Origin of the sequence: Microcoleus vaginatus FACHB-2002 (assembly GCF_040004035.1) — a bacterium.
In the GTDB taxonomy this organism is placed as follows: Bacteria; Cyanobacteriota; Cyanobacteriia; order Cyanobacteriales; family Microcoleaceae; genus Microcoleus; species Microcoleus vaginatus_C.
Genome location: NZ_JAMPLN010000012.1, coordinates 17,725 through 38,582 on the forward strand (window position 1 = coordinate 17,725; position 20,858 = coordinate 38,582).

A 20,858-nucleotide genomic window follows, 5' to 3' on the forward strand; every position below is an offset into this window, starting at 1 on the left:
GATCGCACCCACTGAAAATCACCCTCACTCAGCGCTGGTATAGACTACACTGAATAATCGATCACCAAATCTAAAGCGGCCTCCTGATAAACTTCACCCAAAACCTCAGATAAATTCACAACAGGTTCTTCATCTCCTGACTGCAAAGGAAGCAAGAAATGAGGAATCGATTCACGCAGATTAAACGGGAATAGTTCAGCTTCCGGGCGGAGATTAGCCCGACTAACCAGAATGCGGTAGTGCGATCGAATCGCTTGGGCCATTCGCCTAAAGTTTCCTGTTCTCAGCCGATCGATTTCCACCAAGTGAGTAGCGCTTTTATATCTATAGCGCTCCTAAATCATTTGTGAATTTCTTACTCCCTCCCCTTACTAAGGGGAGGGCTGGGGTGGGGTAAAAAAATTACGACTCATTTACGATAGCTATATTAAGATTTCCTTAATTGCTTTCATCTGGTACAGACATCAGTGCTACTATTAACAGCTTAGCTAGGGGTGCCCGAATATCCGGGCTGAGAAAACACCCTTAGAACCTGAGTCTGGGTAATACCAGCGGAGGGAAGCTGTTTATCAAGGAAATTAAATATGCGTACCGAATGGATCGCTAAGCGTCAGGGCCAGAGCAATGTATCTCAAATGCACTACGCCCGTCAAGGTGTAATTACTGAGGAAATGCACTTTGTTGCTAAGCGAGAGAATCTCCCGCCAGAACTTATCCGCGCGGAAGTAGCCCGGGGACGGATGATTATTCCCGCTAATATCAATCACCCGAATTTGGAACCGATGGCGATCGGCATTGCGTCTAAATGCAAAGTCAATGCTAATATCGGTGCATCTCCCAACTCTTCCAATATGGAAGAAGAAGTTGACAAGCTTAAATTAGCAGTGAAATACGGCGCTGATACCGTGATGGACTTGTCCACCGGCGGCGGCAATTTGGATGAAATTCGCACTACGATTATCAAAGCTTCACCCGTGCCGATCGGTACTGTACCAATTTACCAAGCTTTAGAAAGCGTTCACGGTAATATGGAAAGTCTGACGCCCAATGACTTTCTTCACATCATTGACAAACACGCTCAACAAGGCGTTGATTACCAAACAATTCACGCCGGAATTCTGATCGAGCATTTGCCGTTGGTAAAAAATCGGCTGACTGGGATTGTCTCTCGTGGCGGCGGCATTTTGGCGCGGTGGATGCTGCATCACCACAAACAAAATCCTCTCTACACTCACTTTAACGACATCATTGAAATCTTCAAAAAATACGATGTTTCGTTTAGTTTGGGAGATTCTCTGCGCCCCGGTTGCACTCACGATGCGTCGGATGAAGCTCAATTAGCTGAACTCAAAACTTTGGGACAATTAACTCGCAAAGCTTGGGAACATGATGTGCAGGTAATGGTGGAAGGGCCCGGCCACGTGCCGATGGATCAAATTGAGTTTAATGTCAAAAAACAAATGGAGGAGTGTTCGGAAGCACCCTTCTATGTTTTGGGGCCGTTGGTGACAGATATTGCGCCTGGGTACGACCACATTACCTCAGCAATTGGGGCGGCGATGGCTGGTTGGTACGGTACTGCAATGCTGTGTTACGTGACGCCGAAGGAACACTTAGGATTGCCGGATGCTGAGGATGTCCGAAACGGGCTGATTGCTTACAAAATCGCGGCTCACGCAGCAGATATTGCACGGGGCCGTCCGGGTGCGCGCGATCGCGATGATGAACTCTCGAAAGCGCGTTACAATTTCGATTGGAACCGTCAATTTGAGCTGTCATTAGATCCAGAACGGGCAAAGGAATATCACGACGAAACTTTGCCGGCGGATATCTACAAAACTGCTGAATTCTGTTCAATGTGCGGGCCTAAGTTCTGTCCGATGCAGACTAAGGTTGATGCCGATGCTTTGACGGAATTAGAGAAGTTTTTGGCTAAGGAACCGGTAGCCCAAAGCTAATTGGATTAATTCGTAGGGTGCTGATGGCACACCTTACTTAATCGTAAAGCTGTTTCGTTTCTTGTGGGGCGGGCATCCTGCCCGCCCAAAACTATGGTGCTGATGGCGCACCTTACTTAAGGTTATATTAAAAGCAGTTTCCTAAAAGGAGAATTCGATGTCCCTTCAACTTCAAAGACGGCTTTTTACGGTGAAAGAATATCATTTGATTGGTGAGACAGGGATTCTTTCTGAAGCTGAGCGCGTCGAACTCATTGAAGGAGAAATTATTCAAATAGCTGCTATTGGAACTCGTCACGCAACTGCTGTGAGACGACTTAACCGACTTTTTCACCGATTACCAGAAGATAGAGTTATTGTTGATGTCCACAACCCTGTTCAGTTAAGCGAACGTACTGAACCGCAACCTGATCTAGTATTGCTCCAATTTCGCGATGATGATTACGAGACAGCACATCCCGTTCCCTCAGAAGTGTTACTTTTAGTAGAGGTAGCTGACAGTACAGTGGATAATGACAGAAATGTCAAAATTCCTATTTATGCCCGATCGCTCATTCAAGAGGTTTGGCTGGTTAATTTAGTGGAAAACTGCTTGGAAGTTTACCGCCAGCCAACACCAAACGGTTATAGTTTAATACTAAACTTGTACCCTGGTCAAGAGGTGGCACCGATCGCATTTCCTGATTTTACAGTCAGTGTGGATTTGATATTGAGTGCGGGCGATCGCACTTCCTCAACCGCAGAACAATAAATTTGCTGCTTGATGCTGATTAAACTGCATTTTTCAAAGGCACTTGCTTTGCACAGGATAAACACTTCTGGATTACTTCTAGACCAACAGCTTCAACTACCTTAATACTTACCTAGATATTTATTACCAGGCTCTGCCTGGTAACGATAAATTTTCAATTCGTAGGGTGCGTTAACGCCGTGTAACGCACCGCCAGCCTAATGCGCCATTTGAGCTAAGTAAAAGATTTATCTGGATATGTTAGCTTGCGCTGTCTGTTGGCACGTTGAAAGAATGCGCCGATCGTTTGAGCTAATTGTGCGGATAGAATGCAAATTTGTTAACTGAGTATTGAGTTCAACTGTTTGAACTTTTCCGGCTGAGATTGCCTTCCCGTACAGTGTATTTCCCTGAATTTTACCAGTGAAGCACGCAAAGTCCGATCGCGGCGCGTAGATTGCACCAACGACGCGATCGTCCTGGCGTTGAAACACAATATAGTTTTGAAGAACTTGGTTAGGCTGTGGCGAATCTCCGTAGAGGTAAATACCATCTGGCAAAGCAGCAACATTAGTCTTAGATGGATTTTGTTGTGCTTGAAGCGGTTGTTGCTGAATGCCGACACCAATTAGTGTCAGAGGACAAATAAAGGCTGTTGCCAGTAGTTTCCATTTCCTTTTAATAGATGCAGGTAAAATCATTACTGCTTCTCCTTGCGCGTCATTTAACATATTAAAACAATCTTCTCTAGTTAATATCTCACTCAGGTTATAATTTCCCTCTGCTAAAATCAGCCGATTGGTAGAGATTCTGAACCTGAAAGCTTGCGCTTGTTTAGCACCAAAAACTTTATTTTCCCTTGTCCTCCAAGTACCTGAGCTGATTTTGATAAAATTATAGCAGGCATAGTTTCTAATCCCACCCTATAAAACACCGAGCTAAGGTTGATGCCGATGCTTTGGCGGAATTAGAGAAGTTTTTGGCTAAGGAACCTGTAGCGCAAAGCTAATGGATCGGGTGGGCGTAAATACTCGGCTCACCCTTCCTAATTCACCAGGAGCTAACTTTTTGTTTGGTAGAACACAAAACATTCTGAATAACTTCTAAAGCAACAGCTTTAACTACATTAATACTTACACTATTACCCAGTTGATGATAAGCTTTATCATCATTGGTATGCAAAATAAAACAATCTGAAAAACCTTGTAACCGTGCTGCTTCGCGGGGAGTAATCCTGCGGACTCGGTTATGATAGTAAACTCCTAATCTATTAGCCTCACTGGCAACAATTGTTACAGAAATTTTCTGCGGATCGAGAAATTTATAGACTTCAAAGGAAAAGTTACCTGATACAGGTTTGTATTGATTGTTGTTCCGTTGCAGGTACTTTTTTGTTACCAAGGAATCCAGAATTTCATCGAGATTGGGATGAGCAAAAAAAGTAGCTATTTGCTCTTTAGTTAATAACTTGCCATCTTGGTCAGCTCCAAATTCTTTATTGCGCCTTTTCAATATAAAAAGATTCATTAATTCAATTTCGTCTAAACTGCACTCGCCTCGCAAACCCAGTTCCCAAGAATGAATCGAATTGCCACCGCGATAGTCAATTAGCCGCCTACCGTGCAAGCGACTGAAATCATTGTTAACTATTTGTTTCAAGGCATTAACAAATTCTGGCGAACAATCATATTTTGGATCTGGATTGTCTTCCAAAATATCTGCAACTGTGACAGGTTGACTTAACGGGGAAAAGAACGATAGCTGTTGATGACTAGAGGAATGCGAATCTTTTGGGCCTAAGTCAGAAATTAAGCCAAATTGGGGCGAAGCATTTAAAATTCCTACTAGGTAAACTCGGACACGGTTCTGAGGTAAGCTAAAGTTAGAGCTGTTGAGCAAGAAATAATCGAAGCTGTAACCTCGGCTTTTGATTTCGCCCTTAATAGTTTCGAGGGTTCTGCCGCCGTCGTGGCTGACAAGCCCCCGCACGTTCTCGAAAATAAATGCTTGAGGTTTAAAGGTATCAATTAACCTTGCAATCTCAAAAAATAGGGTGCCTCTGGTGTCTCCAAAGCCCTCTTTTTTGCCAGCATAGGAGAAAGACTGACAAGGAAATCCCGCTAGTAAAATTTCATGTTCAGGCAGTTTGTCAATTAATCGGATGTCGCCTAAAGGTGTGTCGGCAAAGTTTTTGTGGTAAACTAATTGAGCGTCGGGATTGATTTCGCTGCTTAATACGCATTCTGTTTCCAGATTCAAGGAACGAGCGGCGGATTCAAAGGCTAATCTCATGCCGCCTATTCCTGAGAATAAGTCAATAAAACGGATGGTTTTCATAGCCTTAAACTCGCTGGTTAAGATTGATATCTTGCACTATTGTTAACATGAGGCAGAGCGAAAATATCTGCGTTACCAAGTTCTACCTGGTAACGAAGGGAATCGCACAAACTGCTATTTCTTGCTACTAATCCATTCCTTAAGGTCCTGAATGGTAAAAATGGCTTGAAAATCCAATCCCGCCTTGCGATATAATTCCCCTCCACCTTGCTCTCGATCAATCAGCGACAAAACGCGATCGACTTTATAACCAGCCGCCCGCAGCCTTTCCACCGCCTGCATCGCCGACTTACCCGTCGTCACCACATCCTCCAAAACCGCCACATTCGTCCCCTCTGGCAACAGCGGCCCCTCAATATACGCCATTGTCCCGTGTCCCTTCGTCTCCTTTCGGACAATTAAAGCTGGTATAGGTCGATCGCCCAAAGCCGAAACCACACTCACCGCAGTTACAATCGGGTCAGCACCCAAAGTCAAACCGCCCACAGCTTGCACATCCGACGACAACATCGACAACAGCAAACGTCCCGTTGCCAATGCACCTTCAGCGTGCAGCGTCACCGGTTTGCAGTTAATATAATAAGAACTTTTCTGCCCCGAAGACAGCACAAAATCGCCTTCGCGATAGGCAAACTCGCACAACAAATCTAGAAGTCGATCGCGCAACACCTTTAAATCCGCAGCATTCATAACTCACACCGTGTAAAAAACACAAATAATCCGTCGATAATCAGTTTATATTGGAATCGGAATTAATTAAGGAGGCCCAAATATATGAGTCAAAAGTTAAAAAGCCTGAGCGGCGCGTTGATTCTCGCTGTCGCCTCTGCCGCACTGGCATCAGTCAAACCAGCTCAAGCACAAACAGAGCGATTTCACCCGATTGCCGACGACTTCAACCGACAATTCTTTGAAGCTTCAGGAGACTTTTACCAAAACGTCAGCTTGCAAGGTTACTTTGGCGACTATTTAGGAATCGGTTCCCCCAGTGGCGTCGTTGCCTTTCCCGAAAAAGAAATCGAGAGGGATGCCAGTCGCATCAACGGCCTCTACCGACGAGTAATGCAGCGGCAAGTTTCCAGCGACCCGATTCTCCGCGTCCCAGATGCAGTTAATCCCTTCGATGCCTCAGTCATGGCACTGCCTGCTGCTTGCCAGCTAGGACCTCAACCAAGTGGCTGTTTCCCTACTCCCGCTGGACTCCAAGATCAGTTTACACTTCCAAGACAGCAGCAAGATTCACCGACCGATCCAGGACCCGTTAGAGGACTTTATCAAGTATCGCCCGCTGGCAAAAATTAATCGATCGACAGTTGCGAGTTTTGAGCCGAGGCGGGTTTAATCAATCTCGGATTTGTATTAGAGAGAAAGCCTCAACCCGCCCCAAAAGCTCATGTTTTGGCAATCGTTTCGGTAAACGCGCAACTGACTTTTTTTTAACGATCGCGGTTATTTTACAAGAATAAATATTATCCAATATTTATCAAACAATGCTGCCATCAGGCATGATTGTTCTTTTCAAAATAGCTTCGCCCAGATTAGCTCCCGCCAAGTTCGCTCCCCTGAGATTTGCCCCGGTCAAATTCGCCCCTCTCAAATCAGCTTTGCCAAGGTTTGCCCACCGGAAATCGGCCGCGCTCAACTGTGCAAAACAGAGATTTGCCCGGAAAAGATATGCTCCCGTGAAGTGAGATTCCCCGAGGTTAGCTTTAGAGAAATTAGCTCCATAGCAATGTGCTTCAATCAATTCAGCTTGAGTGAGATTTGCTTGACTGAGATTAGCACAGTTAAGGTTCGCGCCCATCGCATTAACTCGAAACATCACCGCACCGATTAAATTCGCATCACCGAAATCGGTTTGTTGGAGATTAGCAGCGGTGAGGTCAGCCCCAATTAAATTAGCACTGCTCACATCAGCTCCCCTCATGTCTGCCGCTTGGAGGTTAGTGCCAGTTAAATTAGCTTTAATTAAAGTAGTTTCGAGCAATTGTGCTCCGGCAAGATTTGCTAAACTAAGATTAGATTCAGCGAGGTTTGCCGAAATTAACTTAGCCTTAAACAAATCTGTTTTAAAAAGGTTCGAGCGCCAAAGATGCGCGCCTCTGAGATTTGCTTCGGCGAGGTTAGCTTCGCCCAGATCCGGTTCTATATTTGGGTTGAGACTTCTCCATTCAATCCAAGTAACTGCACCTTTTTTTAACAGCGCTAAATGCTGTGTATTTGCCATAATTGCATCTCCTTTAACGGCTATTCCTTGCGACCAAAAATTGCTGGATTTTCTCGACCCGTCACGTTTTCCACCGCCGCAATTGCTGCCTGGGAACCTGCTATAATATCTCGTTCTGCGCCGCCGAGGTAAAGCCGTCCGAAACTGCCTACAGCCTGAACCTCTAAGATGTTAATAGACGCGCCTTTTTCTGCTTCATTGGCCGCCAGCGCTGCATAGGCCGCGGGTTCTACTTCTAAGACGTAAAGCGTTTGGCCCGCCAGCAGCAACTGTCCGCGGCGGGTGCGGTTGATTAATTGTGTTTGGTGGGGGTCAATGTTGCGAATAATTTGACTGGAAATCACTCGCGGTTTGATACCTTCTTCTCTGCGGAGTCCGATGAATTCTAGAATTGCTTTGCCTGCTGCCCGCGTTTCCCCCTGCTGACTCGAGTGTACTTCCAGAAGGCCGTACAAGCGTTCTACTATCTGCACTCCGGGGCGCACGGAGGCCGATTTGAGGGCGACATCGGTAATTCGGTTAATTTCGATACCGGGCGAGATTTCTATCCACAGCGACGCATCCCCCGGCAGCGGCAAGAATCCGGCGGCGACTGTGCCGATGTATGCTGCGTGCTGTGGCTGCAAGTTGTCTAGAAATACGTAGCTGCGTAGCTCTATACCCAAAAGTTTCTATCTCCGTCGATCGAGTTCCAACACTTGTCTGTGCAATATCTGAGTTTACCTTTTTTTGTAAACAACACCTTGTCTGTTGTCGAGAGTGCCGGAGTGCCTCACAACCGAGTGAGGTGTCAGACCCGCGTTTTATAGTGCCGGAGTGCCTCCGCGAGCAATTTTAAATTTGGTGCGCCTGCTAAAAATTTGATATCAATCTCTAGTAATACGTGGAACTTAGCAATGTTTACCGCTAGAGATGGATTTAACTTTAAAAGCCAATCGATATAGTTTTGATAGTTAAAGATTTTAGCCAACAGAGAGCATTTGAATTATGAAACGTTCTGATTTATCCAAAGCAATCGGTGCAGGTATTATAGCTGCTGGTTTGGCCATAGCACCAGCTCATCTGCCTGCTTCAGCTCAGACAGATACAACTGGCGGTACTAACAACACTACAACCACCACCACTCCTCGCTCCGATGTCTACAATGCTGAGACCGATCGCGATTTTGATTGGGGATGGTTGGGATTGCTAGGCTTGTCTGGTTTGTTAGGCTTGATTCCCCGCAAACGCGAAGAAAATGTCCGCTATACCACTACAACGACTGATCGCGAACCCGCTGTGCGTAGTGACTACCGCTAAGAATTGAGTCTTAGTGCTGTCGGTCTTATGCAGGGACAGGATGTTTTAACCTGTCTGCAGATCGATATAGTTTTGATAGTTAAAGATTTTAGCCAACACAGAGGAGCTGAATTATGAAACGTTCTGATTTATCCAAAGCAATCGGTGCAGGTATTATAGCTGCTGGTTTAGCCATAGCACCAGCTCATCTCCCTGCTTCAGCTCAGACAGATACAACTGGCGGTACAACTTCAGGTACTAACAGCACAACAACCACCACCACTCCTCGCTCCGATGTCTACAATGCTGAAACCGATCGCGATTTTGATTGGGGATGGTTGGGATTGCTAGGCTTGTCTGGTTTGTTGGGTTTGATTCCCCGCAAACGCGAAGAAAATGTCCGCTATACCACTACAACGAGCGATCGCGAGCCTGCGGCGCGCACTGACTACCGCTAAGAATTGAGTCTTAGTGCTGTGGGCATTATGCAGGGACAGGATGTTTTAACCTGTCCGACGATAGCCAATAATCATCAAAAAACCTCCCTCCGTGAGGTTTTTTTGTTTGAGATGATGCGCGATCGAACCAGGATTAAATTAGTTACATCTGACCTATGGCACCATTCTCATGAACAGGCTTTCCGCCCGCTTCCACAAAGAGTGAATTTTCTTGCGGGCCGTTGCTCATAGCCACTCAATAAAATTATTATTGAGAATGGTGCCATAGGTCAGATATAACCGGACTTGAAATTATTAACTTTTTCCTTTTTTCTTCCTTTATTCCTTAGCGTTCTTTGCGTCTTCGCGGTTCATTAAATAAAGACTTTTCAGACACAAAAAAACCTTAAAAAATATTTTAGCCAGAACGATCGAGTACCTCGCAAATCGCCTGCACCAACTTGTCGGGGTCTAAAGGCTTAGAAATGTGGCGCCAGAACCCCGCAGCCAGCGCCTGCTGATAGTCAATTTCTCCAGCATAAGCCGTGAGGGCGATCGCCGGAATCCGTCCCCCTTTGTCTGGCGCCAGAGCCCGAACCTGTCGCATCAACATATAACCGTCGGTGTCGGGCATTCCAATATCGCTCAACAGCAAATCCGGCACAGACTCAGTTAAAACCGCCAAAGCATCGGCGGCGTTAGAAACTGCTGTAACGCTTGCCCCACAATCCTCAAGCAGAAAAACCACCAAATCTCGCGCATCGGCATCATCATCCACCGCTAACACGCTGATACCGCTCAAATTGAAGGATTGGTCCGGCGACGCAGTTTTCGCAGGACTCGTCTGAGATTGCACGGGCATCAGAGGTATCCATACGGTCAAGGTTGCACCTTTTCCTTCACCGGGACTGGCGGATTTCACTGTGCCGCCGTGGAGTTCGACGAGATGGCGGACGATCGCCAATCCTAAACCCAATCCGCCAAACTTGCGCGTCATCGTGCTGTCAGCTTGCCGGAAGTAGTCGAATACATAGGGCAGAAAATCAGGTTCGATACCTTTTCCCGTATCAGTTACAGTAATTTGGGCCAAGGTGTCCACCCGATCGAGAACGACTTGGATTTTGCCTTCTGGCGGGGTGAACTTGACGGCATTTGACAGCAAATTCCAGACTACCTGCTGAAGTCTCCCCGCATCCCCCAACACCGGGCCGAGATTGGGTGCAAATTGAGTGCTGATTTGAATCGACTTGGCTTCCGCCGCCAGACGCACCGTTTCAATAGCAGCGCCGATTACCCCAGCTAAATCCACAGGTGCAATATTCAAGCTGACCTTGCCTTGCAGAATCCCCGACACGTCGAGCAAATCTTCGATAAGCTGGGTTTGTAGTTTGGCATTGCGCTCGATCGTCTCTAAGGCATAACGCTGCTTTTCCGGTGTCAGAAGATTCGATTGAAGCAGCTTCGCCCAGCCCATAATCGGGTTTAAGGGAGTCCGCAATTCGTGGGACAAAACAGCCAAAAATTCGTCTTTGACACGGTTAGCGCGTTCTGCTTCTTCCCGCGCTGCCTTTTCCCGCGCTAGAAGGCGTTCCCGTTCCGCTTCTGCAACTTTTCGATCGGTAATGTCAGTGTTGGTGCCACACCAGCGCAGCACGTTGCCTTGATCGTCCCGAATCGGCACGGCGCAGGAGAGAAACCAGCGGTACGATCCGTCTTTGCCGCGCAAGGGGAAAGTATCTTCCCAGAGTTCGCCTGTTTCAATGCAGCGCCTAAATTTTTCGACAACGCGATCGAGGTGTTCCGGGTGGTGTACCAGTTGCCAGCCCCAACCTAGCATTTCTTCTAGCGTTGTGCCCGTGTACTCAAACCAGCGCTGGTTATACCATAAACTCCCGCCAGAGGGATCTGTGATCCAGGCCAACTGAGCGATGTTGTCAGCTAGAGCGCGGAACCGAGCCTCGCTTTCGTGCAGCTCATGCAGAGCTCGCGCGTGCAGGATCACCGTCCAGAGGCGAGCCACCACTTCTTGCATCAGCCAAACTTCATCGGGTCGCCAGTGCCGAACCACCCTTGATGTCACCAGCAAAAGAGCCACCCAGCGCCCTTCCTCAAGGCAGGGAACATCGACCAAAGCGCGAATCGACACGGCACCGTAGTTATCGAATAAATGCGCTGTATGGGGGTCATTAGCAATATCTGAGATGACAAGTGTTTGACCTGCCATAGACAGAGCTTTCAGTTCTGGCGTCTTAAAGTCTGAGATTTTATAGGTGCCGGCGGCGCTGGCAAGGTCGGACTGGTGCCAGTCTTGCTGGACAAATACCAGGTCGGCTTCTACATCGATTCCGTGCCACACGCAGCGATCGACCTGTAAATATTCTCCCAGACTGTTCATGGCTTCCCACAACATTTCTGCGGGGTTAGAGCGCTGCCGCAAGCGGACTTCGAGCTCGGAGAGAAACTGCTCGTTCAGTTGGGCTTGTTTGCGATCGTGAATATCAGTATTCGTGCCGATCCACTCGACAATCTGGCCTCCTGCGTCGCGAATTGGCACGGCGCGGGACAAATGCCAGCGTTCCATGTGGTCTACTGCCCGCCGCAGGCGCAGCTCAATTTGATAAACTTCTCCGGTGATTAGACATTCTTCCCAGCGGGCCCAAGATTCTGCCAAATCCGAGGGCGGGACTAGGGATTCCCAATTGCTTTGAGCCGCTTCCTCGTAAGACATTCCCAGATATTCCAACCATTGTTGTTGATTGGTAAAGCGAATTTCTCCGCCGGAACTTACGTTCCAAATCAGGTGGGGCAGCGACTCAGCCAGGAAGCGAAAGCGGCGGTCGCTTTCTGCTAAGCTTTCTTCTGCTCGTTTGCGATCGTCAATATCAATGCCGATCCCAGCCCATTGCACCACCTTTCCCCCCCTGTCTTTGACGGGCACAAGTCGCGCTAGATGCCAGCGGTAATTACCATCAAACCTGCGTACCCGACACTCGAATTCGTAGGCTTCCCCTGCTTCAATCGCAGCAGTGCGCGTGCCGACAACTGCTGGCAGATCATCAGGATGAAATAATTGCAGCACCGGCGCAGCCAGCGGCAATTCTGGCATCATGCCGGTGTAGCTTTTCCAGTGTTGGTTGCAAAACTCTAACCTGCCGTCGGCGGTGTTGATCCACATTAATTCCGGGACGCCATCGGCGAGGGTGCGGTAGAGATTTTCGCTTTGCCGCAGTGCTTCTTCTATTTGCCAGCGCTCGGTTTTGTCCTGCATAATTTTCAGCAAACCTTGCACCTCGCCGTCTGCGTCGCGCAGGGGCATCACCAGCCCGCTGCCCCAAAAGCGGCTGCCGTCTTTGCGGACGTGCCAGCGCTCGTTTTCTGCCTTTCCCTGAGTCAGGGCGATGTGCCTTTCTGCTTCCGGCATTCTGGTTGCTGAGTCTTCTGCGGTGAAGATGATGCGTCCGTGCTGCCCGACGATTTCAGCTTCGGTATAGCCCAGCAATCTCTGGGCGCCTGCGTTCCAACTGGTAACGTGTCCGTCGGTGTCGGTGGTGAAGATGGCGTAGTCTTTGGCGCTGTCGAGAATCAATTGCAGGTGGGTTTCACGATCGCGCAGTGCTGCTTCTGTTTGTTTGCGCTTGGTAATGTCGCTTGTGAAGCCGACTATTTTTGTCACTTCACCTTGCTGGTTGCGGATCAAACAGCCGCGCTCCCAAACATCAATCCAGCGCCCGTCTTGGTGCCGGACTCGGTACTCGTCTTCGTAGCGCTCGGCACTTAAGATTGATTCGGCCCCGGCAAGGATGCGTGCCAAATCGGCGGGATGGATGCGTTCTCTCCACCACTCTGGTGTTGCCGGTGCATCCTCTGGGTAGACACCGACGATCGAGAAGAGTCCCTCGGAACGGTAAACTGAGTTTGCTGCCAAATCCCACTCAAACACCAGGCCGTCGATCGCCCTTGTAGCTAAATGAAAGCGGTTGTTGCTTTCTTGCAAGGCGAGTTCGGCCATTTTGCGATCGGTAATTTCCTGTATCACGACATTAATCCCGACAATCTCCCCCCCCGTGTCTTTGAGCGGCAACCAATTCTGGAGCCAAGTGCGAACAACACCGGGTTGAGCCTTGGTTTCACCGCTGATTTCATAATTTCGCCTCGGTTCTCCGGTTTCGAGAAGGTGGCGCAACAAAGGTTCGGCTGTGTCTGCCAATTCGGGGACAATTTCGCGTAGGGTGCGGCCGATGTGCGCTTCGACGGGCAAGCCGTTCGTTTGGGCCAACAGGTGGTTGAGCCGCACGTACCGCAAATCTTTGTCTAAAACTGCCAAACCCACGGGAGTTGTTTGGTAGAGCCACTCTATCTCTAGAAGTTGACGGCGCACCGTTTGCTCGCTCTCGTGCAGGGCGAGTTCGGCCATTTTGCGATCGGTAGCATCAAATAATACTCCGATAAACCGCACTGCTTCGCCTGACTCGTCGTAGAGATAGCGCCCGAACGCTCTCAAGCAGCGGATTTCTCCGTTGTCTGCCCGGATGATCCGGTATTCGGGGGAGTAGAGCGAGCGGGTTTGCCGAGCTGTTTCTATTGCCTGCAGGACTTGCTTTAAGTCGTCTGGATGCACGCAGTTTTCCCACACAGCTACGCTTACTTCGCCGTCTGGTACTGGTTCGCAGCCCAAAATGCTGAAATGGGTCGCCGACCAAATTACTCGATTTGTTCGCACGTCTAAATCCCAGGTTGCCATGCCTGAGCCTTCGATGGCGACGCTCAAACGTTCTTCGCTTTGTTTCAAAGCAATTTCAGTTTGTTTGCGATCGCTGATATCTGTCAGGGAACCTACGGCCCGCAGGGGATTGCCTGACTCATCCCAAATTGCTCGCCCTCTGGCTAAAATCCATTTGTAGCGCCCGTCGGGACAGCGAACGCGGTACTCGCAGCAGTAATGTGAGGTTTCTCGATGCAAGTGCTGCTGCCAATTGCTTTGCATTATCTCCAAATCATCGGGATGAATGTAGCTCAAAAATTGGCTGAAGTCCTTGACTTCTTCGGGCCGACGTTCCAAAATCTCTAAACACCGATCGCTCAGGATCTGGCAATTGGTTTGCAGGTTGTGATCCCAAATCCCGTCGTTGTTGCCGGCACAGGCTAGCTGCCAGCGTTCTTCGCTTTCTCGCAAAGCTTCTTTGGTTCGCTCGGCGCGATCGATTTGTACGGCGGCAACGGCAAAGTCTGCTAGGGCGATCGCGATCCGCAAGTCTTCGGCATCGAACTGGCGATCGTCCTCGTGAGATACAATCCATATTGCCCCCAGCGATTGATTTTCTGCTTGCAGTGGCACGACTAATGCTTCGGCGATCGGCAATTCTAGCTGCTGTAAGTCGGTGAAGTATTGTTCTGGAGCGAAGTAAAGCTGGGGAGTTTGGCGATCGAGACCCGCTCCCGACAAACGCAATGTGCGGGGTGTGTTTCTATGTTCTGCGGCTTCCCACGCGCCCGCCAAGGCTTCCCAGCGAAATATTTGTTCGGAATTTGCATTTTCTTCTAGCAAGCAGACTCCGACGCTTCCTGCCTCGCACAAATCTTTAGCGATCGCCACCAGTGTTTTGAGCAGCGTGTGGGGTGAGGTTGCCAATTGTCGAGCCAGCGTTTGCAGCGCTCGGTTTTCTGCTTTGCAATCGTGCGATCGAGGGATGCGGCGCGACAGTTCATCGGCGATCGGAATGTCGGTTAAATTAGTTTGTGGGGTTTGCCAAGCTTCCATCAATTAGTGGTCTCTATGTCTTTCGGTCTGAGCTGGCGAGCGTATATTATCAGCGCGCTATTAAAGTATCTGCTATATTATATTATCTACCGACAGACAGAAGATGTTATCTATCTGGGGAATTACTTTTTAGTTTTCATGCCCGTTAATTGCCTTGGTTGCCTATGCTCTTGCCGCTACAATATGCACAATTTTATTCCCGAATCGCGCTTTTTTCCCTATCTGACTTGGACAGAAATTCAGTCTATGCCGGATAAAGAAAATACTGTGATAATTCTGCCGCTAGGTGCGATCGAACAACACGGCCCTCATTTGCCTTTAATTGTAGATGCGGCAATTAGCGTGGCAGTGACAGGCAAAGCCCTGGCAAAGTTAGAGGCAAATATTCCGGCGTATGCTTTGCCGCCTTTGTACTATGGCAAGTCGAACGAACACTGCCATTTTCCCGGTACAATCATGCTCAGCGCTCAGACACTTTTAGCAGTAATCAGTGAAATAGCGGACAGTATTTACCGGGCAGGATTTCGGAAATTAGTGTTAATGAATGCCCACGGCGGACAGCCGCAGGTGATGGAAATTGCGGCGCGGGATATTCATCAGAAATATCAGGATTTTTCGGTTTTTCCGCTGTTTGTTTGGCGCGTTCCTAATGTAGCTGCTGAATTATTAACTGCGAAGGAGTTGGAGTTTGGGATTCACGCGGGTGATGCAGAAACGAGTTTGATGTTGTCAATTTTGCCCGAACAGGTGAAAATGGAACTGGCCGTTTGCGAGTACCCGCAGGGTTTACCAACAGACTGTTTGCTGAGTATGGAAGGCAATTTGCCTTTTGCTTGGCTGACGCGAGAGTTGACACAAAGCGGTGTGTTGGGCGATGCGACGGTGGCGACGAAAGAAAAGGGATCTCGGATTCTCGAATCTCTCTCTGACGGCTGGGCACAAGTTATCAAAGATGTTTACAAATTTCGACAGCCGGGAAGTTCGGCAACGAGCACTGTACGGGATGTAACAGATGTCAGTCCGATGGAAGAATGAAGAGGGAAGAAGATCGATGTGGAAATGCAGTCACAACAATAGTTGCAGCCATTAAGAACCTTATAACTGTCTTGGCGCTTGCTATAAAAATAAAAAATACAGTCCTGGAGGCATAATCGACCTATGTAGGGTGCTTAGGTTGCACCTTATCGCTATTAAGAATTAAAAATTAAAATTTGTTCTAAATTTATGTCAAAATGAGTCTAAGAAATTTTTTGAGTTGGAAAACAGACGATGAGTGTAAATTCTAAATTGCAGCGCGCATTTGAGCAAGGTCGCGCCCTGAAAATTATCAGCGGTTTAAATAATTTTGATGCCGCAAACGTTGCGGCTGTCGTCAAAGCAGCGGATCTCGGCGGTGCTTCTTTTGTCGATATTGCTGCCGATCGAGATTTGGTATTGATGGCAAAAGAGTTGACAAATTTGCCAATTTGTGTATCGGCTGTGGAACCGGAAAAGTTTGTGCCTGCAGTAGAAGCTGGCGCTGATTTGATTGAAATTGGTAACTTTGATGCTTTCTACGCAGTAGGCCGCCGCTTTGAAGCTGAGGAAGTTTTGCAGTTGACTCGCGAAACTCGATCGCTATTTCCAAACATCACTCTTTCTGTGACAGTTCCCCACATTTTGGCACTCGACAAACAAGTACAGTTAGCAATTGAATTAGTCAAAGCTGGGGCTAATATCATTCAAACCGAAGGTGGCACCAGCGCTCAACCAATTCACGCCGGCACCTTGGGATTAATTGAAAAAGCAGCGCCTACTTTAGCCGCAGCCTTTGAAATTTCCCGCGCCGTATCCGTCCCCGTACTCTGCGCCTCCGGTATCTCCAGCGTCACCGCACCCCTCGCTATTGGAGCCGGCGCTGCGGGTGTTGGTGTAGGTTCTGCTGTCAGCCAACTTAATAGCGAAGTGGCGATGATTGCGGCTGTTCGCAGTTTGGTTGAAGCTTTGGGTTTGGTTTCGCGATCGCACTTGCCAGCTTCCATTTAATTAAGAAGGAAGAAGGAAGAAGGAAGAAGGAAGAAGGAAGAAGGAAGAAGGAAGAAGGAAGAAGGAAGAAGGAAGAAGGAAGAAGGAAGAAGGAAGAAGGAAGAAGGAAGATTTTTCTCATCCCCCACTCTCCCACTCTCCCCTTCTCCCACTCTCCCCTTCTCCCACTCTTCCACTCTTCCCCTCTTCCCCTCCCCCACTTTTCCACTTTTCCTTAATAATTGAGAAACCACACGGCATAATCATCTAATAACTGATTGTTGCGGGAGATTACATCAACTGATTCTAACTCGAATAAAGGCAACATAAACTTTTGGCGATCGCCGACGCGCTGCACTTCCACAAATATGCCTTCTTCCTGAATCACAAAATCCTCCAACCGATTAATGGTGAATCTATCAGTATAAGAAGGTTGAGTTTTTTTGAGCCTTGCATATTCTTTTTTGCTGCCATAACCCATTGTATATTCTTCTTCCCATTCAAACTCTTCTATGCCGGTAACGTGACAGGGAAGTTGAATATTTTGCTTGATGTACTCTAGATATTTGACTGAATTTTTGAGAGTAGAATCAATATTTTTACCACCCAAAATTTTGCTGATCTTAGTTTCAAATTGCTTGGTATTAAATGGGAGATTTTTGTCGATATGCGCTAACATTTCTGGATCGAACCCCGATCTCAATTCGGTTACTTCTGCCAGCAGGCGCTGGAAGTCGTCTAGCGGTTTCGGTCTTCTGCCTGCTACAATGGTTTCATCAAGCTGAACTGGAGGAAGTTCGGATTGCGAAGGAAGGGATTTGCTGTGATCGGGGCGATCGTCCAATTTAGATTTGTTAACTTTAGATTTGTTAACTTTAGGCGGGTTAAGTTTAGGCTTGTTAAATTTAGGCATCGCTCGGTCTCGCTGGATCGGTTTATCAATAAAGTATATCTTGGCAGAAGTACATTCGTGTCTAATAGGAGGAAGCTGTAATGCAACTACTGAAATCACCTGATGAATCGCCAGTCTATCAAGGACAATTCGGCGAGTTTACGATTACTCAAAACGATCGCACGGGAGTGTTGATTTACCGCGCCGGATTGGGGGTGGCAGCGCTGTGTTTTGCGATCGGCACTACTCTGGTGTTGCAACAGGGCGACAACCCGATTGCAATCCAAGCTGTAACGCCTGTTTTTGCTTGTTTCTGGATAGCTTTAGGCGTCAGCTTGGCAACTATTCACATTTACATGATTGCGCTACACCGAACACTACAGGCGTTTTGGGCGATCGGCGGCGCGGCAGCATTGTTTGTCGCCCTACAAAGCAGCCAACCTCTAGCTTTAGCAGTGTACGAACATCCCGCCACGCTGTGGGGAATTGGCTTTACTTTTGCCGCCTTAAATGGCATTTATTTTAAGGAAGCATTCTGCTTTAATCGCCTAGAAACTAAGTTTTTGACTCCCGGCGTTCCTCTTCTAATTTTAGGACATATTTTCGGTTTTTTGTCAGCCGAAAATGAACAGTTTTTGCTGGCTATTTGGGCCGCTTTGTTTATCATATTTGCTGTGCGTAAGTTTTTTCAACCAATGCCGCAGGATATCGGGGATAAAAGCGTTTTTGAGTACCTGAAACACAAATAATTTGGGAATGGGGCATGGGGCATAGGGAATGGGGCATGGGACTGAAGAGCAATTCGATCGCTCTCTCACTGTCCCACTATTTCCATTTTCTTGAAACCATTGGTATTGTGGCTTCTTCCTTCTTCACATCGATTTTCTTCCTTCGGCTATAATAATGAGAATTCGTTTAATCCGTCGTCGAGAAATCTGGGCAATTACTAGGGAAGGTTGGGTAATTGCAAGCGCGGGGTTGATAATTTTAATGCTTTTAATTCTCACAAATATCCATCCGTTTTTGGCGGTAAATGCGCCGATTAAAGCAGAGATATTGGTTGTCGAAGGCTGGTTGCCGGATTATGCGATCGAAAGTGCGATCGCCGAATTCAAAAAAGGCGAATACAGCCAATTAATTACCACAGGAGTTCCTTTAAGTAAAGGCTACTATCTCGCTGAATATAAAAATTATGCCGCACTAACTGCCGCGACTTGTATTGCACTAGGATTTGATAAAAACAAATTAGTAGCAGTACCAGCCGCGAATGTTTTGAAACACCGCACTGCTGCTTCTGCGATCGCACTTCGCGATTGGCTGGCTGCTTCTCCCATAAAAGTTGAGTCAATTAATCTTTATTCTTTTGGCCCTCACGCCCGCAGAAGTTGGATTGTTTTCAAAGAAGTGCTGAATCCTGACACTAAAGTCGGGATTATAGCGGCGGAACCGCAAGATTACAACTCACAAGAATGGTGGAAATCCAGCGAAGGTTTTCGGACTGTAATCGGAGAAATTATTGCTTATATTTACGCCCGTTTCGTTGATTGGAAAGCTTAGCCAGTAATTGTCAACCTCCCTCTTAATTCTCTTCGCGTTCTAGCGCTAACGCGCCTTCGCGGTTCGTAAAAAAAAATTTATATAGCAGTTTTAAATACGTGTAAATACAGGACACGGCAGTGCCGTTTCCTTACCCGGGCATCTGTGAAAATACAGGCCACGGCAGTGCCATTTCCCTACCCAAGGAATACAGGACATGGCAATGCCGTTTCCCTACTATTCATTCAACCAAAAATGATAAAATTATTCTCAGATAAGTTGAGGGTAACTCGTTGCTAGAAGAACGCGCTTACTGGTTAGCATGGTCGCAAATTAACGGTATCGGGCCGATTTTGTTGCAAAGATTGCACCAAAATTTCAATAGTTTGGCAGAAGCTTGGGCGGCAAAACCAGTAGATTTAATGCGAATCGAAGGGTTTGGCAAGCAGATAATTGAAACCATTGTGCAAGAACGCACTAAACTCAATCCCGAAGAATTTATCGAAAAACATCTTATAAAAAATCCCTGTTTTTGGACGCCCGCCGATCCAGATTATCCCCGCTTATTATTGGAAATTCCCAATCCGCCACCAGTGTTGTATTATCGTGGTAATATCGATCGCAAAGAGAATCAAGGAATTACGCCGACAGTGGCGATGGTTGGTACTCGCAGCCCTTCGGAATACGGCAGAAGGTGGAGTCGCAAAATTAGTACGGCTTTGGCTAAAAGTAATTTTACTGTGGTTTCGGGATTGGCTGCAGGCATTGATACAGAGGCTCATACAGGCTGTTTGGAGGCGGGAGGAAGGACTTTCGCAGTAGTGGGGACGGGAGTAGATATTGTATATCCTAAACAAAATGAGAGGTTGTGCGATCGCATTTTGCAGCAGGGATTGGTAATTAGTGAATATCCGGCCGGTACTCAACCGAATAAAACTAATTTTCCGCGCCGCAATCGCATAATTGCTGGCTTAAGCCGCGCTACAATCGTGATAGAAGCTCCGCATAAATCGGGTGCTTTAATTACTGCTTATCAAGCGAATGATTTTTGCCGGGATGTGTATGTTTTGACGGGCAGATTGGATGATGAGCGTTCTTTTGGTTGTTTGGAGTTGCTGAGTAAAGGTGCTCATCCGATTCTGCCGAGTAGCGATCGACTGTTAAGCGAAGACAGGTTATTGGAAATGCTCGGAGCTATGCCAAAATTGGATAATGCCGAGCAGTTGTCGCTATTTCCCCCAAATCCGACGGTTGAGAAGCAAGGGCCGCCGTTGGAGCCGGAATTGGCTAAGGTGTTAAGTGCGATCGTATCTGGGCCGATTTCTTTTGATGTAATTGTCGAAGCAGCGGGATTAGAAGCGGGAAGAGTTTCTAGTATACTTTTGCAGTTGGAATTGTTGGGATTAGTTTCGCAGTTACCGGGAATGCGATATCAGCGGTGCTGATTTGTAAGTAATACGGTTTAGGCCATTGCTGTCAACTTAAGTCTAAAACCCTCTTTATCTCTCGTTTACCGCCGAGGCCAGATCCCCCTAAATCCCCCTTAAGAAGGGGGACTTTGAGAAGATTTTTGTCCCACCCCCTACTCCCCTTTTTAAGGGGGGTTAGGGGGGATCAAGGCTTTGATAGTCAGCGGTTGAAACCGCATAGAGACAAACGAAGTCCCTCTCTAAGAGACTGAAGAATAATAAGGACTCAAGT

At 47.6% G+C, this 20,858-nt stretch carries 18 protein-coding genes and 1 riboswitch; of the genes, 10 read left to right on the top strand and 8 right to left on the bottom strand.

The genetic code is table 11. The annotated features are described in order from the left end of the window. Positions 1-44: 44 nt before the first annotated feature. The gene (locus NDI35_RS12530; protein ID WP_445313019.1) at positions 45-263 is read right to left on the bottom strand and encodes a DUF4058 family protein; all 219 of its coding nucleotides are present in this window, start codon (positions 261-263) and stop codon (positions 45-47) included. Between the two features lie 217 nt (positions 264-480). Beyond that, a riboswitch (TPP riboswitch) is annotated at positions 481-577 on the top strand. Between the two features lie 7 nt (positions 578-584). On the opposite strand from NDI35_RS12530, the gene thiC reads away from it, so the two are divergent. Then, complete coding sequence (thiC, locus tag NDI35_RS12535; protein ID WP_445313020.1) at positions 585-1,958, top strand: phosphomethylpyrimidine synthase ThiC; 1,374 nt, start codon at positions 585-587, stop codon at positions 1,956-1,958. A 157-nt stretch (positions 1,959-2,115) separates the two neighbouring features. Then, on the top strand, positions 2,116-2,709 hold the full coding sequence (locus NDI35_RS12540; RefSeq protein WP_445313021.1) for a Uma2 family endonuclease: 594 nt from the start codon (positions 2,116-2,118) through the stop codon (positions 2,707-2,709). Positions 2,710-2,936: 227 nt separating this feature from the next. On the opposite strand, the gene NDI35_RS12545 is transcribed toward NDI35_RS12540, so the two are convergent. The 3 genes from NDI35_RS12545 to pyrE form a co-directional block, all read right to left on the bottom strand. After that, positions 2,937-3,419 carry a hypothetical protein gene (locus NDI35_RS12545; RefSeq protein WP_445313022.1) on the bottom strand — a complete coding sequence of 161 codons (483 nt, stop codon included), beginning with the start codon at positions 3,417-3,419 and terminating at the stop codon, positions 2,937-2,939. Positions 3,420-3,738: 319 nt separating this feature from the next. Further along, positions 3,739-5,025, bottom strand: a complete 1,287-nt coding sequence (gene dcm / locus NDI35_RS12550) for a DNA (cytosine-5-)-methyltransferase (protein WP_445313023.1) — start codon at positions 5,023-5,025, stop codon at positions 3,739-3,741. A 114-nt stretch (positions 5,026-5,139) separates the two neighbouring features. Further along, positions 5,140-5,715, bottom strand: a complete 576-nt coding sequence (pyrE, locus tag NDI35_RS12555) for an orotate phosphoribosyltransferase (protein ID WP_445313024.1) — start codon at positions 5,713-5,715, stop codon at positions 5,140-5,142. An 84-nt stretch (positions 5,716-5,799) separates the two neighbouring features. Between pyrE and NDI35_RS12560 the strand changes: the two genes are divergently transcribed. Continuing rightward, positions 5,800-6,327 (top strand): hypothetical protein, encoded by a 528-nt coding sequence (locus tag NDI35_RS12560; protein ID WP_445313025.1) that lies wholly within the window; start codon positions 5,800-5,802, stop codon positions 6,325-6,327. A gap of 181 nt (positions 6,328-6,508) precedes the next feature. Here NDI35_RS12560 and NDI35_RS12565 read toward each other — a convergent pair whose 3' ends face one another. Continuing rightward, on the bottom strand, positions 6,509-7,252 hold the full coding sequence (locus NDI35_RS12565) for a pentapeptide repeat-containing protein (protein WP_445313026.1): 744 nt from the start codon (positions 7,250-7,252) through the stop codon (positions 6,509-6,511). Between the two features lie 20 nt (positions 7,253-7,272). Beyond that, positions 7,273-7,917 carry a beta-carboxysome protein CcmP gene (gene ccmP, locus NDI35_RS12570; RefSeq protein WP_445313027.1) on the bottom strand — a complete coding sequence of 215 codons (645 nt, stop codon included), beginning with the start codon at positions 7,915-7,917 and terminating at the stop codon, positions 7,273-7,275. A gap of 322 nt (positions 7,918-8,239) precedes the next feature. On the opposite strand from ccmP, the gene NDI35_RS12575 reads away from it, so the two are divergent. Continuing rightward, positions 8,240-8,551, top strand: a complete 312-nt coding sequence (locus tag NDI35_RS12575; RefSeq protein ID WP_333141015.1) for a WGxxGxxG family protein — start codon at positions 8,240-8,242, stop codon at positions 8,549-8,551. 113 nt (positions 8,552-8,664) lie between these two features. Further along, entirely contained in the window at positions 8,665-8,988 is a 324-nt protein-coding gene (locus NDI35_RS12580) for a WGxxGxxG family protein (protein ID WP_333286143.1), read from the top strand. Positions 8,989-9,385: 397 nt separating this feature from the next. Here the strand turns inward: NDI35_RS12580 and NDI35_RS12585 are convergent, their stop codons facing one another. Continuing rightward, positions 9,386-14,725, bottom strand: a complete 5,340-nt coding sequence (locus tag NDI35_RS12585) for a PAS domain S-box protein (protein WP_445313028.1) — start codon at positions 14,723-14,725, stop codon at positions 9,386-9,388. A 183-nt stretch (positions 14,726-14,908) separates the two neighbouring features. Between NDI35_RS12585 and NDI35_RS12590 the strand changes: the two genes are divergently transcribed. Continuing rightward, complete coding sequence (locus NDI35_RS12590) at positions 14,909-15,760, top strand: creatininase family protein (protein WP_445313029.1); 852 nt, start codon at positions 14,909-14,911, stop codon at positions 15,758-15,760. A gap of 234 nt (positions 15,761-15,994) precedes the next feature. Next, positions 15,995-16,750: a DUF561 domain-containing protein gene (locus NDI35_RS12595; RefSeq protein WP_445313030.1), complete on the top strand. Its 756-nt coding sequence runs from the start codon at positions 15,995-15,997 to the stop codon at positions 16,748-16,750. A 214-nt stretch (positions 16,751-16,964) separates the two neighbouring features. Here NDI35_RS12595 and NDI35_RS12600 read toward each other — a convergent pair whose 3' ends face one another. Beyond that, positions 16,965-17,642 (bottom strand): calcium-binding protein, encoded by a 678-nt coding sequence (locus NDI35_RS12600; protein ID WP_445313031.1) that lies wholly within the window; start codon positions 17,640-17,642, stop codon positions 16,965-16,967. 80 nt (positions 17,643-17,722) lie between these two features. Here NDI35_RS12600 and NDI35_RS12605 point away from each other — a divergent pair, with 80 nt between their 5' ends. The 3 genes from NDI35_RS12605 (at position 17,723) to dprA (ending at position 20,602) form a co-directional block, all read left to right on the top strand. Next, complete coding sequence (locus tag NDI35_RS12605; protein ID WP_333172361.1) at positions 17,723-18,370, top strand: DUF2301 domain-containing membrane protein; 648 nt, start codon at positions 17,723-17,725, stop codon at positions 18,368-18,370. A gap of 154 nt (positions 18,371-18,524) precedes the next feature. After that, complete coding sequence (locus NDI35_RS12610; protein ID WP_445313032.1) at positions 18,525-19,178, top strand: YdcF family protein; 654 nt, start codon at positions 18,525-18,527, stop codon at positions 19,176-19,178. 272 nt (positions 19,179-19,450) lie between these two features. Further along, positions 19,451-20,602, top strand: coding sequence for a DNA-processing protein DprA (dprA, locus tag NDI35_RS12615; protein ID WP_445313033.1), 1,152 nt, complete (start codon positions 19,451-19,453; stop codon positions 20,600-20,602). Positions 20,603-20,858 lie beyond the last annotated feature (256 nt).